The sequence below is a fragment of the Cupriavidus sp. H18C1 genome (assembly GCF_049311595.1).
GTDB lineage: Bacteria > Pseudomonadota > Gammaproteobacteria > Burkholderiales > Burkholderiaceae > Cupriavidus > Cupriavidus cauae.
The window spans coordinates 876,210-890,439 of sequence record NZ_CP186009.1; the positions used below are offsets into that span (position 1 = coordinate 876,210).

Genomic DNA, 14,230 nt, shown 5'->3' on the forward strand with positions numbered 1-14,230 from the left:
CCGGCGACACCGGGCGATCAGAAGCGATGGCGCACGCCGACCCCGTAGTTGTTGCCGTGGGACAGGCCGCCGACCTTGTCGTAGTAATAGGCGACATAGACGTCGGTGCGCTTTGACAGGTTGTAGTCGTAGGCCACCGCCGCGGTGTTGCGCTCCACGTCGGCGACCTCGTTCTTCACCTTGCCGTAGGCATACGACAGCAGCAGGCTGCCCGCGCCGATCGGCACCGACGCGCCGATCTGCCCGTTGGTGTGCTTGATGTCGCCGGTCGCGCTGTCGATGTCGGAGCGGATGTGCTGGCCCTGCGCGAACAGCTTGACCACCTTGAAGTCGTAGCTCAGGCCGGCCTGCACGGCGTTCTGCTTGCGAAAGCCCACCATCGCCGCGGGCGAGGTCACGTCGCCCGGCGTGTTGTGGAACTTGACCTGCTGGAAGGCGACGGTCGCGGCAAACGGGCCGTTGAAGTACAGCACGTTGCCGCCCCATTTGTTCTTGCCGTTGTCGCCGGCCTGTTCGCCAAAGGCATAGATCGCATTGAAGCTGAGCCCGCCGAACTTCGGCGACGAATAGACCAGCGAATTGCTCCAGCCCGAATCGCCGACGATGCCCGGGTCGTAGACCGTGCCGCCATTGCTGCTGACATAGGTGTGGAAGATGGTCGGCGAGAAGTGGTACGAATCGACCAGCGGATTGAACAGGATCGTCGACAGGAAATAGGGCGTGGTATTGCGACCGAGCCGGAGAGTGCCGGCCCTGTCGCTCTGCAGCCCGACGTAGGCGCTGCGCGTGAACATGCCGTCCGCATCGAAGCGGCCCGCGCGTCCGCCATCGGCGCGATAGAAGCCGTTCAGGTCGAAGATTGCCTTCAGGCCGTTGCCCAGGTCCTCGGTGCCCTTGATGCCCCAGTACGAGGTCTGCATGCCGCCGGCGCCCAGCACATAGGCGCGATCGCCGCCGACCGCCTTGTTGCTGCCGACGTAGGTGTCGACCTGCCCGTACAGTGTGACGCTGGACTGCGCCAGCACGCCCCCGCTTGCCAATGCCGCCATGGCGGCCGCCAGCGCGCGCGCCGGCCCGAATTTCGTTGTTGTCATGCGAACCTCCATCGTTGACCCTGATTTCTCTCGTGCTTCGTTGTGATGTTTTTGTCGTGACGTCGCCGTGATCGTGCGCGCCGACCCCGCTCGGCTGGCTCGGCCGTTGGACGGGGCGTTCGGATCAGTGTGCGGAAATCAGGCGGGACCGACCACCATCATTTTTCGCGCGACGCGAGCGCAAAATGTGTGCGGTGCCGGGGCAAGGATGGTGAGCCGGATCGGCGCGCAGAGCCGACGCCGGGCGCTACGCGGCTACCGAGGCTACGCGGTTACCCAGTGCCAAATGAACGGCCAATGAGCGGCCAATGAGCGGCCAATGAGCGGCCAATGAGCGGCCACCGAGGGGCTATCGAGCGGATACCGGCCGACCACTACGCGACCAACGTCAACGGCGGATGCAGCGCCCCGATGGCCGTCTTCAGATGTTCGGCGAATGCGGCCGCGGCGGGCGGCAATGCGCGGCCCTTGCGCGTGGCCAGCACCAGCCGGCCCAGCGCCAGTTCGGGATCGCTCAGCGGCACCGCCGTCAGCGTGCCCTGCCGCGTTTCGCGCAGCGTGCCGGCATGGAACTGGAAGCAGATCGCATCGGTCTGCCGGACGAAACCCTTCAGCGTCTCCACCGTGGTCGCCTCCAGCATCACCGACAGATGCAGCCGATTGCGCGCGGCGATGGCCTCGATCAGCCGGCGGCTGGCAAAGGTGGCCGGGCCGAGGGCGACCGGAAACGCCGCGCAGTCGGCCAGCCGCAACGTGCGCCGGGCGGCGAGCGGATGGTCGGGCCGCATCATCGCGCAGAACGGCTGCGGCGCGGCAGCGAGCGCCTGCAGCAGCGGACTGGCGGGCGGATCGTGCGCGAGCAGCAGGTCGGCGTCGTCCTGCTTCAGCGCATCCATCAAGGCATCGGTGCCGGCGATCGCCACATGGAATTGCACGCCGCGATAACGCGCCTGATAGCGGCCGATCGCATCGGGCAGGAAATCGGTCGCCACCGACTCCGCCGACGCGATCCGCACCGAGCCGCGCACCAGCCCGCGCAATTGCGCCATCTGCGCCGCGGCCGCATCCAGGTCGGCCAGGCTGCGCCGGATCGTCGCCACCAGGACCTCGCCGGCCGACGTCAGGCGCACGCCGCGCGGCAGCCGCTCGAACAGCGGCGTGCCGATCTGCTGTTCCACCTCGAGAATCTTGCGGTTCAGCGCGGTGGAGGCGACATGCAGCTGTTCGGCCGCCTTGCGGATCGAGCCGCAGCGGGCCACGGTGTCGAGGTACAGATAGACGCGGGGAGGGTGAAGCATCGGCTGAGGGGCGCGGCGGCAGGAATCGGAACGATCACTGCCTAGCAAGGATCGTGCGCACCCTGCGCCCCCTTCCGGACAACACCGAGGGCGCGGCCCCGCGCTGGCCGATCGTCCGTTCGCGTCCTATTGTGGGACGTGGTTGGGTCGGTCGGGACGGTGCGCGGCCGGCCCGTGTCTGTAACAACTTCGACGGAGCGCATGGCTATGCAGAAGATTGGATCGGCAAGATGGCAAGGCGGCATCAAGGACGGCGGCGGCACGATTTCGACCCAGAGCGGCGTGCTCAAGGATGCGCCATACGGCTTCAAGGCGCGCTTCGAGGGCGGTCCCGGCACCAATCCCGAGGAACTGATCGGCGCCGCGCATGCCGGCTGCTTTTCGATGGCCCTGTCGCTGATTCTCGGCGAGGCGGGCATGGTGCCGGAGAGCATCGACACCAAGGCCACCGTGACGCTGGAAAAGGAAGGTGGCGGCTTCAGTATCACGGCCATCCATCTCGACGTGGCGGTGCGCATCCCCGGCGCGGACCAGGCCGCCTTCGACAAGTGCGCGCAGACCGCCAAGGAGAATTGCCCGGTGTCCAAGTTGATGAAGGCGCCGATCACGATGAATGCCACCCTGAATGCCTGAGGCCGGGACCGCCGCCGTGCCGCGCCAACATGGCCCGGCGGCGAGATTCGCGGGAACCGGGCGCGAAACGCGCTTTCTATAATGGACAGGGCGCAGCGCCCCGCCATCCGGCGCTGCTGCCCGCCACCTCAGGAGGCAACATCATGCAGAGCAGCGAAGCGGTGCTCACGCAGGCCCGCGCGGCGCTGGCCAATCTGCCGTTCCACGGCCAGCATCTCCATCCCACCATCAATCTGCGCCTGTCCGACGGCGCTCTGATCCTCGAGGGCGACGTGCCGGATATCGTCGCCAAGACCCGGGCCGCGGCCCGGATGCGCAAGATCGACGGCGTATCGTGCGTGATCGACCATCTACGCGTGGCCAACGGCGCCGCGCCCGCCGGCGATGGCGAACTGCGCAATGCCGTCTGCGAGCGGCTGCTGCAGGCGGTGGATTTCCGCAGTTGCAAGATTTGCGTGCATGCCAAGGGCCGGCTGGAAACGCTGCGCGAGGCGGTCGGCGAGCGCAGCGGCTGGATCGAGGTCAATACGGTCGATGGCATCGTGACCCTGCGCGGACAGGTGATCAGCCTTTCCCATATGCGGCTGGCCGGCGTGCTGGCCTGGTGGTCGCCCGGCTGCCAGTGCGTGGTCAATGAGCTGGAGATTGCGCCGGCCGAACGCGACAACGACGAGGAGATCACCGAGGCGCTACGCCTGGTGCTGGAGTCCGACCCGATGGTGAATGCGGATCAGATCGTCATCCGCACCGAAAACCGCGTGGTCACGCTGGAGGGCTATGCGGGCGAGGGCGCGCGCCGCCAGGCCGAACGCGATGCCTGGTATCTGCATGGCGTCGAGGACGTGATCAACCGGATCGAACGCCGGCCCGACGCCGTCTGAAGTCTGAGCGCACGGCAAGCGCTGCCGAGGGGTTTGCCTCGGTGCGGGCTGCGGCCGGTCAGGCCGCGGCGCCTTCGCGCAGCGCGTCCTCCACGCGCCAATAGCGGCGCCGCGCCCGCAGCGCGTAGCGGGCGCGATAGTGCGACATCGACATCCCCGTCGCGCGCTGGAACAGCCGCCGGAAGGTGGCGGCATCGCTGTAGCCGCACGCTTCGGCGATCGCCTGCGTGCCGTGCAGCGACACCTCCAGCAGCGTCTTCGCGCGCTCGATCCGCAGCGCATGCAGGTAGGCCAGCGGCGTCACGCCGGTGACCTGGCGGAAATGCCGCAGCAGGGTCCGCTCGCTGACCGCGGCGGCGCGCGCCACATCGGCCAGCCGGTATGGCGCGCCGATATGGTCCTGCAGCCAGCGCTTGGCGCGGAACACCGGGCTGTCCGACGTGGGCGTGAGCCAGCGCTGCGCCGTCAGCGCCGGCGTCAGTTGCTGGCGTTCGGACTGCAACAGCAGCACGCGCGCGCTGGCCTGGGCCAGGTCGGGATCGTGCAGATGCCCGAGCACGCGCAGCATGAATTCGGTCTGCAGGGCCGGCGCCACGCTGTGGAAGACGCGCCCGTGCACGCCCATCGGCTCGTCGTGGGTGAAGTCGCACAGCGGATAGCGGCGTGCCATCCAGCTCTGGTACAGCCACGGCGCACCGATGCGGGCGCCGTCGAGCAGTCCCGCTTCGGCGGCATAGGCGATGCCGTTGAAGGACGCGGCGATCCACCCGCCCGCCTGCGCATGCCGCTCCACCAGCCTGAGCACCGCGCGCTGCTGTTCGAACAGCTCGCCCAGATGCGGCGCGTTGCGCGCCATCACCCCGGGGATCACCAGCAGTGAATGCGCGTCGGCATGCCGGGGAGGGCGGTCGCCCGCGCGTTCGACAGTGCGCTCCGCCGTGCGCTGCGCCGCGCGCGAACGCCGGCGCGGCCGCGCCAGCCCGGGTACCGGCATCGGCAGCGCGCGCCCCGTTTCGCCGATCACCTGCCAGCTGAGGCCGCAATCGCGCCCCGGGCGCTGCAACTGCGCGATGCCGCTGGCCGTGCGCAGCACGTCGAGCGCGGCAAACAGCGAGCCCGGCATGCCGTGGGGCAGCCACAGCAGCCGCACGTGCAGCTCGGGCCCGGGGCGATCCGTCGCCGGCAGCGGACCGACTTCGGGGAAATCGTGCGCGGCAGCGTCGTGGTCTGGGCAGGGCGGGCGGGGCACGGACATGGCGGGATCGGCATCGGAAATGGCGATATTGGTCCTCCCCGATGCGGCGGACAAGCCCTAGCATCCCGGATTGACTCCCGGCACAAGGCGGCCCCTGCCGCCACGATTCCTATCCCGGGCCTTCACCAGGAGACTTCATGCAGCCACGTCTGCAACCCGCCGTACGCCGCCTCGCCGCGGCCGCGCTGTTCGTTTGCACCGTCGCCGCGACCGGTGCGGTCCAGGCCGCGCCCGATGCGACGCTGTTCGAGGCGGCGCGCGCCGCGCAGCCCAAACTGATCGAATCGCTGAAGGAGATGGTGTCGATCGAATCGGGCAGCCGTAACGCGGCCGGACTGGCGCAGATGGCGGCGTATGCCGAGAAGCGGCTCGCGGCGCTGGGTGCGACCACCGAGCGCGTCAAGCCCAGGAGGGGAGACAGTCCGATCGTCAAGGCGACGCTGACGGGCAACGGCAAGGCCCGCATCATGCTGATCGCGCATATGGACACCATCTATCCGGCCAATACGCTGGCGACGCAGCCGATCCGCCAGGACGGCAACAAGCTGTACGGACCGGGCATCGCCGACGACAAGGGCGGCATTGCGGTCATCCTGCACGCGCTGGAAATCCTGCAGGCGAGCGGCTGGCGCGACTACGCGCGGATCACGGTGCTGCTGAACGCCGATGAGGAAATCGGCTCGGAGGGCTCGGGCGAGCTGATCGCCGCGCTCGGCGAGCAGCACGACGTGGTGCTGTCGTGCGAGCCCACCGCGGCCAAGGCGGTGGTCAAGGCCGAGGCCTTGCTGCTCGGCGCCAGCGGCACCGCCAGTGCGACGATGGAGGTCAAGGGACGCGCCTCGCATGCGGGCGCGGCGCCCGAGCATGGCCGCAACGCGCTGCTCGAACTCGCCCATCAGCTGCAGCAGACGCGCGATATCGCCAAGGCGGTGCCCGGCACGCAGCTGAACTGGACCGGCGCGCAGGCGGGCGTCGTGCGCAACCAGATTCCCGAAGTCGCGGTGGCGACCGCCGATGTGCGCACCACGGTCAAGGATGGTCCGCAGAAGCTGAAGGCCGCGCTGGAGCGCAAGGTCGCCGAGAGCCGGCTGATTCCCGATACGCACACCACGGTGTCGATGGAAGAGGGCCGTCCGCCCTTCGTCGTCAACGAAAAGGGCCGCGCGCTCGCCAAGCGGGCCCAGCAGATCTACGCCGAACTGGACGGCCGCCCGCTCGCGCTGGCGGAGGGAACCGGCGGCGGCACCGATGCCGGCTATGCCGCGCTGTCGGGCAAGCCGGCCGTGGTGGAGAGCTTTGGCCTGGCCGGCTTCGGCTATCACGCGCGCGACGAGTACATCGAAATCGACTCGATCGTGCCGCGGCTGTATCTGATGACGCGCATGCTGCAGGAAATCGGCAAGCAATAGCGCGGCGGTCCATTCCGCGGCAGTCGCATTTCGCGGCAATCCGATTCCGCGGCATTTCCGTTTCGCGGTCGTTCCGTTTCGCGGTCGCTCCGTTTAAAACCCGCGCCATACCGCTTTACCAATGCGCCCGCCAGCCAAAAAACCGGCGGGCGCATTTTTTCGCGCAACGCTGCGCAAGCCGCCAGCGCAAGTTTTGCAAGGCGTGCAGGGATTGTCTGCCGGATTCACAACGTGGGGCCCGCGCTGGCGCGCAGCGGGATCGGCACGCCCGTTGCTAGAGCTAGAAACGCGTCGCCGGCGGCATGCCGCACGGCGTCTTTCGCTCACCCCACAATGGAGTTTCCATGGACACCTTGACCGATCTGCTGGATGCCAAGGGCTGCCCGCTGGGCCAGCAACATTTCACTTGGAAGGACCTGGTCCAGGCGCCGATCAGCAAGCTGGACGACGACGCATTCACCCGCGTCCGGATCATTCTGATGAATGGCATCGAATCCGATGCGCTGCGGCTCAAGCACATCATGTCGCGCTGCAATCGGGAATTGCGCATTCCGCTCGCGCAGATCCGCCGCGTCGAGCATCACCAGGCCACGATGATCAACTGGCTGATCGGCGCCGACCATTCCCCGCTGGAGACCACGATCGCCTACGAGCAGGTGGCCATCGAGGTTACCGCGGCGGTCGCGCAGACCGAGCCCGATCCCTACCAGGCGCAGGCCTATCGCTTCGGCCTGCTGGAGGACTTCGATCACCTGTACCGCTATAGCGCGCTGCTCGACCGGCTCGAAGGCAAGGACGCGAATTCGATCACGCAGGGCCATACCGACATCGTGCCGGGACGCTCGACCTGGGTCGAACACCGCGCGCCGCAGGACGATGTGCGCGAGAGCTACGACCGCGCCAACGCCGCGCTGATCACCAAGATCCACGCCGCGATGATCACCGCGGCCGAATACCAGACCCACGACTACTACATGAATATCGGACCGCTGTTCACGGACCCGCTGGCGCGCCAGCTGTACGCCGAGATCGCGTCGATCGAGGAGCAGCACGTGACCCAGTACGGCTCGCTGATGGATCCCGACGAAAGCATGATCGAGAAGTGGGTGATCCACGAAGCGATGGAGGCCTACAACTACTACAGCTGCGTGCAGCAGGAGAGCAACCCGCGCATCAAGGCGATCTGGGAACGCTTCCTCGACTACGAGCTGGGGCATCTGCATGTTGCCTGCGAAATGCTCAAGCGCCACGAGAATCGCGACCCGGCCGAGATTCTTGCTGGGCCGCTGCCCAAGCCGATCGACTTCGCCAGCCAGCGCGATTTCGTGCGCAAGGTGCTCGCGGACGAGGTGGACCTGCGCGCCAACGGCATGGACTTCGTACCGCTCGACAAGGACAGCCCCGCCTCGATCGAATACCGCCGCGTGATGAATGCCGACGGCTCGCCGTCGCAACTGGTGTCCGCCGGCTATGTCTGGACGCCCGGCACGGAGCTGGCGCGGATGCATACGACCGCCTGAGGCGATCGCCGAGGCGGCCGCCGAGACCATCGCGCTGGACAACCGCGCTGAACCATCTAGCTGGATAACCGAAACTGGAGAGAACGCATGCAACAGACTACCCAGATGGGCGTCAACCGTACCGGCGCGCAGATGTCGCCGATCGACACCGAGACCATGGAGCGCTATGCGGAAAACATGGGGCCGGACAGCGGTATCGACGACATGAACGTGCCGGCAGAATCGCAGCCCGCCGCCGACATGCGCGCCCAATATATCGACGCGGCCGATCCGGTCGGTTCGGTGCCGCTGCCCGGGACGCTCAAGGGCGCGATGAGCACGACCATGGACAAGCTGACCGGCAATCGACCCGAGGTGCTGATCGACAAGCTCGGCGAGCGCCTGGCTTTCGAACGTACCGGTACGCGCCTCTACGAACTGATGATCGCCAAGTGCAAGGAGATGGATACCAGCGCGGTCGATCCGGACGTGCTCGGCACGCTGATGCACTTCCACGATGAAGAGGCCGAGCACTTCGCGATGGTCGACGAGACCATGCGGGCGATCGGCGCGGACCCGACCGCGGTCACGCCTTGCGCCGACGTGGCTGGCGTCACCGCGATGGGCGTGCTGCAAACCATCGCCGATCCGCGCACGAACTTCGCGCAATGCCTCAATGCGCTGCTGACCGCGGAGATGACCGACAACGCCGGTTGGGAGCTGCTGATCAAGCTCGCGACGGAGACCGGTCATACCGAGATGGCACAGAAGTTCCAGCAGGCGCTGACGGAGGAAGAGCAGCACATGGCCACGATCCGGCAGTGGCTGGAGCGGGCGGTCATCACCGAAGCGACGTAAGGCGAGGCGTGCCGGCACCAGCACCAGCACCAGCACCAGCACCCGCACCAGCACGAGCACCAGCACCAGCACGAGCACGAGCACGAGCACGAGCACGAGCACCAGCGCCGGTTGCCGCGGCGGCCCCGCGGCGCCGCCCGCCTCAAGGAGAGCGCATGAAGGAAATGTTCTATCGCGATCATCTGATCGCCGCCCACGCGGTGCCGGTCGGCGCCAGTGCGGGCGTGCGCTACGGCTACCAGGGCGAGATCCTGCCGGCCGGGGCGCGTGCGGCCACGACGCAGGACCCGCCGACGTCCTTCGCCTCCGATGTCGACACGGCGTTCGACAACGCGGCCACGGCGATCGAGGCCTGCCTGCTCGAGGGCCGGCGGCTGATCGATACCCGGCTCGATGGCGCCGACACGCCGGCGGCATCTTCCGACCCGGCCCGGGCCCCCGGCGCGGGCAACAGCAAACAGAGGAGCATGCAATGACCCAGAAGCAGACCGACCAAGGCAAGAGCGGATCGAGCGGCAAGGGCGCCGCGCAGGGTGGCAAGGGCGCCGGAGGCGGACGCGAGGAGCCAAGCCCGATCGATGTGCAGAAGTCCCTGAAGGGCATCGACTTTCCCGCCACCAAGGACGACATCCTCTCGCGCGCCCGCGACGGCGGCGCCAGCGAGGAAGTGATGGCCGAACTGGAACAACTGCCCGAGCGCGACTACGATTCCCCGGCAGAGATTTCGCGGGAGTTGGGCAAGCTGCATTGAGCCCGGCCCCCCTGCGGGGGTATCCGCGCCGGCGCCCTTCGTTGCACGCGTTCCGTGTGCGACTTTTCGCAAAAGCGCGCCGCAGACTTGCGGCGCGTTCGCACGTCCTCTAGATTGGCCCATCCACTTTGGAGGGCCAACATGCGCACGATCAACATTGATGAAGCTTCGGCCGACTTGCCGCACCTCGTGGAGATGGCGGCCCAGGGAGAATCGTTCGTCATCGCCAAAGGCGGCAAGCCCATGGTCAGGGTCGTTCCCGTCCACGCCCCGCATCACTCTGGCGGAAAGCGGATCGGCATTCTGCAGGATCGGTTCGACGTTCCCGAGGATTTCGACCGGCTGTGCAGTGACGAGATCGAAGTGCTGTTCACCGGCCGGATATGAAGCTGCTATTCGATACGCATATCCTGCTGTGGGCCTTGGTAAAGCCCGGACGGCTTCCTACCGGCGCGCGCCTGCTGATCGAAGACGACCTCAATGAGCCGGTATTCAGCGCGGCAAGCATATGGGAAATCGCCATCAAGGCGTCGTTGTGCCGGCGCAGTTTCGATGTCGACCCCAAGATCATGCGCCGGGGTCTGCTGGAAAGCGGCTATCGCGAATTGCCGATCGTCTCGGAACACGCCATGGCTTTGGAAGACCTGCCGCTATTGCATAAGGATCCGTTCGATCGCGTGCTGGTTGCGCAAGCCATCGTGGAAGACATGGCGCTGATTACGGCGGATCCGGTGGTCGCGCGATATCCCGGGCCGGTGCGGCACGTCTGACGCTGGACAGGGGGGCGGCCGGATCTGGCCCTACGACACCGCCTCCAACACCGGCGCCACTACGGGACGCGGTCCCGGAAAGGAATCGCGATACCCCATTTCCGGATCGCGGGCGAATATCTCGGCGGCCCAGTCGACGAAGACCCGCACCTTGGCCGACAGGTTCCGGTTCTGCGGATACATGGCCGAGATCGGCATGACCTCTTCCTGCCAGTCGCCCATGATTTCAACCAGCCGGCCGCTTTCCAGATACGGTTGCGCCATGATGCGCGAGATCACCGCGATCCCGTGTCCTTCCAGCGCGCAGCCAATATAGACCTCGGGATCGTTGGTCGAGATGGCCGAGGGCAGCAGCAATTCATGGCGTTCGTCGCCGCGCGTCAGGATCCATGGCATTTCGCGGCCGGTGCGCGTCGACAGGTAATTGATCGCGCGATGCTGCATCAATTCTTCCGGCGTGGTCGGCGTACCGTGCTCCTTTAAATAAATCGGCGACGCGTAGAACGCCAGCCGTAATTGACCGATGCGGCGCGCCACCATCGTATCGTCGACGGTATCGCCGACGCGAATCACCACGTCGACGCCTTCCTTCAGCAGATCGATCGGTTTGCCATTGATGGTCAGTTCGACCTTCAGGTCCGGATAGCGCGCGAAGAACTCATGCAGATTCGGCACCAGCGCCAGGCGCGCCAGCCCGCCGACGGTATCGACGCGCAGCGTGCCGCGTGGGGTCTGGTTCTGATGCGTCAGCGATTGCTCGGCTTCGTCGACATCGGCCAGAATGCGCACGCACCGTTCGTAATAGGCGGCGCCTTCGGAAGTCACGCTGATCCGGCGCGTGGTACGGTGCAGCAGCTTGACGCCCAGATGCGTTTCCAGATTCTGGATCAGCCGCGTCAGCGTGGCCTTGGGCAAATCGAGCGATTCGGCCGCGCGGGCGAAACTGCCGACATCGACGACGCGGGTAAAGGCTTGCATTGAGACGAAGCGGTCCATGGCGGCTGTCCGATAAGAAGCCATAGCGAGCGGACGGCGCCGCGCGGCTGGCGAGGGCGAATCTTACTCACTCTCTCGGTCGTATGCACGGTAGGGTCTTTCATTGGCATAACCGCAACAGTGGAGCGGTTATTTGCCGAATGGGGACGATCTACCGGAACAGACCCGGGGCCGGCGCGATTATTCCATCCGCAGAATAGTGCGTTGGCAAACTGCGCCTTTATCCCGTCTACGTCAATCACCATAATTCGATGCAACGCAACATGCAAACCATGCGTCGAGCCGTTTTCCCGGCCGGCGCAACGGGACCCAGACCATGACCAAACCGACGCAAGCTACCGCTTCCCAGCCCGCCAAGGCCGGCGCCGCGGCGCGCGTGGTGCGGCATGAGATCGCCAGCGGCGAGCGCACCATCGCTGTGCACGTGTGCTATCCGGCCGGGTATCCGACCGCCTGGGCGCCGTCGCCGCTGCCGTGGCTGCTGTATCTGCACGCCGGCAGCTTCGTCGACGGCGGCATCGAAAAGGCGGCCCATCTGACCCGCCAGCTGGCCGGCGCGGTGCCGGCCGTGGTGGTGGCGCCCGAATATTCGCTGGCCCCGGACCATCCGTTCCCGGCCGCGCCGGAAGACGCCTTCAATACCGCCGAATGGGTATTGCGCCAGGCGCGCCGGCTCAAGGTCGACAAGATGCGTTTCTCGCTGGTCGGCGAGGAAGCCGGCGGCAATCTGGCGATTGCGGTGGCGCAGATGCTGCGCGATCGCGGCCTGCCCGCGCCGCGCGCGCAATGGCTGATCCGGCCGGTCACCGACCCGTGCCTGCAGCACGCCTCCTGCGCCGGGCAGGCGCACGTGCCGCTGGAAACGCTGCAGCGCATGGCGGGTTGCTATCGCGAATACCTGCCGACGCCCGCCGCGTCGGTCCACCCCTACGCCGCGCCGGCGCATGCGATGCGCTTGGCCGGCTTGCCGCCGACGCTGATCCAGGTAGCCGAGCTCGATGCCCTGCGGCCCGAAGGCGAGGCCTTCGGACGCAAGCTGCTCGACCGCGGCGTGGCGGCGGAAACCCGAATCATGCCCGGCGCCTGTGGCGCCGGTGTCGAAGCATCCCACGACCGATGTCAGGTATGGGTCGATGAAGGCGCGCGCTTTCTGCGAGAACGATTCGCGGACAGCGACGATGCCTCGCCACAGGCCGAACGCCGGCCGGCAGCCAAGCCTTCCGGTTGGGCGCCGTGACGTGCCAGCGGCCGCGCCAGCGTTCATCGCGCTAGCGCCGGCCGCCATTCGAGAAGTCAGCCGCGTGTGAATGTCTCCGGACCCCGCGTCGGCGCCCCAGGGTGTGTTCACCCGCAAGGCGCCGAACGGGCCCGGCGGGCGGCGTTCGTCCTTTTGCTTTTCCGGTTGAAGAAAACCCGAAACGGAGTGAAGAAATGAAGCTGCAATCCCGACGTAGCCTGATCGCCGTCGCCATCGTGGTCGTGCTGGGCACCGGCCTGGCGACCTCGATCCTGCGCCCCTGGCATGCGGGCGAGGCGCAAGCCGTGCCGAGCCCCGCCGCCAGCGCGGCGGCGGTCGATGTCGCCGCCGCCATCGGCAAGACCATCACCGAGTGGGACGAATTCTCGGGCCGCCTGGAGGCGATCGACCGCGTCGAGGTCCGTCCGCGCGTCGGCGGCACCATCGACGCGGTGCACTTCCGCGAAGGCGCGATGGTCAAGAAGGGCGATCTGCTGTTCACCATCGACCCGCGTCCGTACGCGGCCGAGGTGGCACGCGCCGAGGCCGCGCTGGCCGCCGCGCAGGTGCGCGCCAGCCACGCGCAGAGCGAGCAGGTGCGGGCGCAGCGGCTGCTGGACGACAACGCGATCTCGCGTCGCGAATTCGACGAACGCATCCACGCGGCGCGCGAGGCCAACGCCAACGTGCGCGCCGCGCAGGCGGCGCTCGACTCCGCCAAGCTGAACCTGGCCTACACGCGCATCACCTCGCCGGTCACCGGCCGCGTCTCGCGCGCCGAGATCACGGTGGGCAACCTCGTCGCGCCGGGCGCCAATGCCCCGGCGCTGACCACGGTGGTGTCGGTGTCGCCGGTGTACGCCAGCTTCGAGATCGATGAGCAGAGCTATCTGCGCTACACGGCGCCGGGCGCCGCGGGCGGGGCCAACGGCAAGGGCATGGCGGTGTATCTGGGCCTGGCCAACGAGGAAGGTCATCCGCACGAAGGCCGCATCCAGTCGGTCGACAACCGGCTCGACCCGCGTAGCGGCACGATCCGCGTGCGGGCGGTGTTCGACAACCCGGACGGACGCCTGCTGCCGGGGCTGTACGCCAAGGTCAAGCTCGGCGGCAACGCGCCGCACGACGCGGTGCTGATCAACGACCGCGCGATCGGCACCGACCAGGGCAAGAAGTTCGTGCTGGTGGTCGACAAGGACAACAAGCTGAACTATCGCGAAGTCCAGATGGGGCCCAGCTACGACGGCCTGCGCGTGATCCGCTCCGGCCTGAAGGCGGGCGAGGTGATCGTGGTCAACGGCCTGCAGCGCGTGCGGCCGGGCGATACGGTCGCGCCGACGCCGGTGCGCATGGCGCTCAAGCGCGAGCTCGAACGCGGCAATGCGACCGAAAAGAGCGCGGACAACCAGCCGGAGCCGGCGAAGAAGGAGTCGGTCGGATGACGTTTGCCAGCCTGATCTTCGCGCCTCGGCAGCTTGCGGGCGAGGGAGAACCTCCCCGCCTGCTGCGGCATCCTGAACTGATCTAGCCAGCCAGCTGCATCGCCCAA

15 protein-coding genes are annotated in these 14,230 nt (G+C 67.2%); 11 read left to right on the forward strand and 4 right to left on the reverse strand.

Annotated features, from left to right (window positions below; genetic code table 11):
• Positions 1-17 precede the first annotated feature (17 nt).
• Complete coding sequence (locus OJJOAM_RS19760; RefSeq protein ID WP_422650828.1) at positions 18-1,094, reverse strand: porin; 1,077 nt, start codon at positions 1,092-1,094, stop codon at positions 18-20.
• 374 nt (positions 1,095-1,468) lie between these two features.
• Positions 1,469-2,392 carry a LysR family transcriptional regulator gene (locus OJJOAM_RS19765; RefSeq protein WP_422650829.1) on the reverse strand — a complete coding sequence of 308 codons (924 nt, stop codon included), beginning with the start codon at positions 2,390-2,392 and terminating at the stop codon, positions 1,469-1,471.
• A gap of 207 nt (positions 2,393-2,599) precedes the next feature.
• Between OJJOAM_RS19765 and OJJOAM_RS19770 the strand changes: the two genes are divergently transcribed.
• Together OJJOAM_RS19770 and OJJOAM_RS19775 are read left to right on the forward strand one after the other, a co-directional pair.
• Positions 2,600-3,025, forward strand: a complete 426-nt coding sequence (locus OJJOAM_RS19770; protein WP_422650830.1) for an OsmC family protein — start codon at positions 2,600-2,602, stop codon at positions 3,023-3,025.
• A gap of 143 nt (positions 3,026-3,168) precedes the next feature.
• Positions 3,169-3,906, forward strand: a complete 738-nt coding sequence (locus OJJOAM_RS19775; protein WP_422650831.1) for a BON domain-containing protein — start codon at positions 3,169-3,171, stop codon at positions 3,904-3,906.
• Positions 3,907-3,964: 58 nt separating this feature from the next.
• Here the strand turns inward: OJJOAM_RS19775 and OJJOAM_RS19780 are convergent, their stop codons facing one another.
• Positions 3,965-5,092 (reverse strand): GlxA family transcriptional regulator, encoded by a 1,128-nt coding sequence (locus OJJOAM_RS19780; protein ID WP_422650978.1) that lies wholly within the window; start codon positions 5,090-5,092, stop codon positions 3,965-3,967.
• 206 nt (positions 5,093-5,298) lie between these two features.
• On the opposite strand from OJJOAM_RS19780, the gene OJJOAM_RS19785 reads away from it, so the two are divergent.
• From OJJOAM_RS19785 to OJJOAM_RS19815, 7 genes are all read left to right on the forward strand, one after another.
• Positions 5,299-6,570 (forward strand): M20/M25/M40 family metallo-hydrolase, encoded by a 1,272-nt coding sequence (locus OJJOAM_RS19785; protein WP_422650832.1) that lies wholly within the window; start codon positions 5,299-5,301, stop codon positions 6,568-6,570.
• A 344-nt stretch (positions 6,571-6,914) separates the two neighbouring features.
• Complete coding sequence (locus OJJOAM_RS19790) at positions 6,915-8,090, forward strand: hypothetical protein (RefSeq protein ID WP_422650833.1); 1,176 nt, start codon at positions 6,915-6,917, stop codon at positions 8,088-8,090.
• Between the two features lie 87 nt (positions 8,091-8,177).
• On the forward strand, positions 8,178-8,927 hold the full coding sequence (locus OJJOAM_RS19795; RefSeq protein WP_422650834.1) for a DUF892 family protein: 750 nt from the start codon (positions 8,178-8,180) through the stop codon (positions 8,925-8,927).
• A 155-nt stretch (positions 8,928-9,082) separates the two neighbouring features.
• A complete protein-coding gene (locus OJJOAM_RS19800; protein WP_422650835.1) occupies positions 9,083-9,403 on the forward strand; it encodes a hypothetical protein in 321 nt (106 codons plus the stop codon).
• Positions 9,400-9,678, forward strand: coding sequence for a DUF2795 domain-containing protein (locus OJJOAM_RS19805; protein ID WP_422650836.1), 279 nt, complete (start codon positions 9,400-9,402; stop codon positions 9,676-9,678). The genes OJJOAM_RS19800 and OJJOAM_RS19805 overlap by 4 nt, the downstream gene beginning before the upstream one ends.
• Before the next feature lie 141 nt (positions 9,679-9,819).
• Positions 9,820-10,065: a type II toxin-antitoxin system Phd/YefM family antitoxin gene (locus tag OJJOAM_RS19810; RefSeq protein WP_422650837.1), complete on the forward strand. Its 246-nt coding sequence runs from the start codon at positions 9,820-9,822 to the stop codon at positions 10,063-10,065.
• The gene (locus OJJOAM_RS19815; RefSeq protein ID WP_422650838.1) at positions 10,062-10,448 is read left to right on the forward strand and encodes a type II toxin-antitoxin system VapC family toxin; all 387 of its coding nucleotides are present in this window, start codon (positions 10,062-10,064) and stop codon (positions 10,446-10,448) included. Before OJJOAM_RS19810 ends, OJJOAM_RS19815 begins: the two co-directional genes overlap by 4 nt.
• A 30-nt stretch (positions 10,449-10,478) precedes the next feature.
• Here OJJOAM_RS19815 and OJJOAM_RS19820 read toward each other — a convergent pair whose 3' ends face one another.
• The gene (locus OJJOAM_RS19820) at positions 10,479-11,444 is read right to left on the reverse strand and encodes a LysR family transcriptional regulator (RefSeq protein WP_422650839.1); all 966 of its coding nucleotides are present in this window, start codon (positions 11,442-11,444) and stop codon (positions 10,479-10,481) included.
• 316 nt (positions 11,445-11,760) lie between these two features.
• Between OJJOAM_RS19820 and OJJOAM_RS19825 the strand changes: the two genes are divergently transcribed.
• Both OJJOAM_RS19825 and OJJOAM_RS19830 read left to right on the forward strand, forming a co-directional pair.
• Positions 11,761-12,681, forward strand: coding sequence for an alpha/beta hydrolase (locus OJJOAM_RS19825; RefSeq protein WP_422650840.1), 921 nt, complete (start codon positions 11,761-11,763; stop codon positions 12,679-12,681).
• A 194-nt stretch (positions 12,682-12,875) separates the two neighbouring features.
• On the forward strand, positions 12,876-14,123 hold the full coding sequence (locus tag OJJOAM_RS19830) for an efflux RND transporter periplasmic adaptor subunit (RefSeq protein WP_422650841.1): 1,248 nt from the start codon (positions 12,876-12,878) through the stop codon (positions 14,121-14,123).
• Positions 14,124-14,230: the final 107 nt, after the last annotated feature.

Coding starts and splice junctions, on each gene's coding strand:
- OJJOAM_RS19760 (WP_422650828.1), bottom strand. CDS start 1,094: ATGACAACAACGAAATTCGGGCCGGCGCGCGCGCTGGCGGCCGCCATG.
- OJJOAM_RS19765 (WP_422650829.1), bottom strand. CDS start 2,392: ATGCTTCACCCTCCCCGCGTCTATCTGTACCTCGACACCGTGGCCCGC.
- OJJOAM_RS19770 (WP_422650830.1), top strand. CDS start 2,600: ATGCAGAAGATTGGATCGGCAAGATGGCAAGGCGGCATCAAGGACGGC.
- OJJOAM_RS19775 (WP_422650831.1), top strand. CDS start 3,169: ATGCAGAGCAGCGAAGCGGTGCTCACGCAGGCCCGCGCGGCGCTGGCC.
- OJJOAM_RS19785 (WP_422650832.1), top strand. CDS start 5,299: ATGCAGCCACGTCTGCAACCCGCCGTACGCCGCCTCGCCGCGGCCGCG.
- OJJOAM_RS19790 (WP_422650833.1), top strand. CDS start 6,915: ATGGACACCTTGACCGATCTGCTGGATGCCAAGGGCTGCCCGCTGGGC.
- OJJOAM_RS19795 (WP_422650834.1), top strand. CDS start 8,178: ATGCAACAGACTACCCAGATGGGCGTCAACCGTACCGGCGCGCAGATG.
- OJJOAM_RS19800 (WP_422650835.1), top strand. CDS start 9,083: ATGAAGGAAATGTTCTATCGCGATCATCTGATCGCCGCCCACGCGGTG.
- OJJOAM_RS19805 (WP_422650836.1), top strand. CDS start 9,400: ATGACCCAGAAGCAGACCGACCAAGGCAAGAGCGGATCGAGCGGCAAG.
- OJJOAM_RS19810 (WP_422650837.1), top strand. CDS start 9,820: ATGCGCACGATCAACATTGATGAAGCTTCGGCCGACTTGCCGCACCTC.
- OJJOAM_RS19815 (WP_422650838.1), top strand. CDS start 10,062: ATGAAGCTGCTATTCGATACGCATATCCTGCTGTGGGCCTTGGTAAAG.
- OJJOAM_RS19820 (WP_422650839.1), bottom strand. CDS start 11,444: ATGGACCGCTTCGTCTCAATGCAAGCCTTTACCCGCGTCGTCGATGTC.
- OJJOAM_RS19825 (WP_422650840.1), top strand. CDS start 11,761: ATGACCAAACCGACGCAAGCTACCGCTTCCCAGCCCGCCAAGGCCGGC.
- OJJOAM_RS19830 (WP_422650841.1), top strand. CDS start 12,876: ATGAAGCTGCAATCCCGACGTAGCCTGATCGCCGTCGCCATCGTGGTC.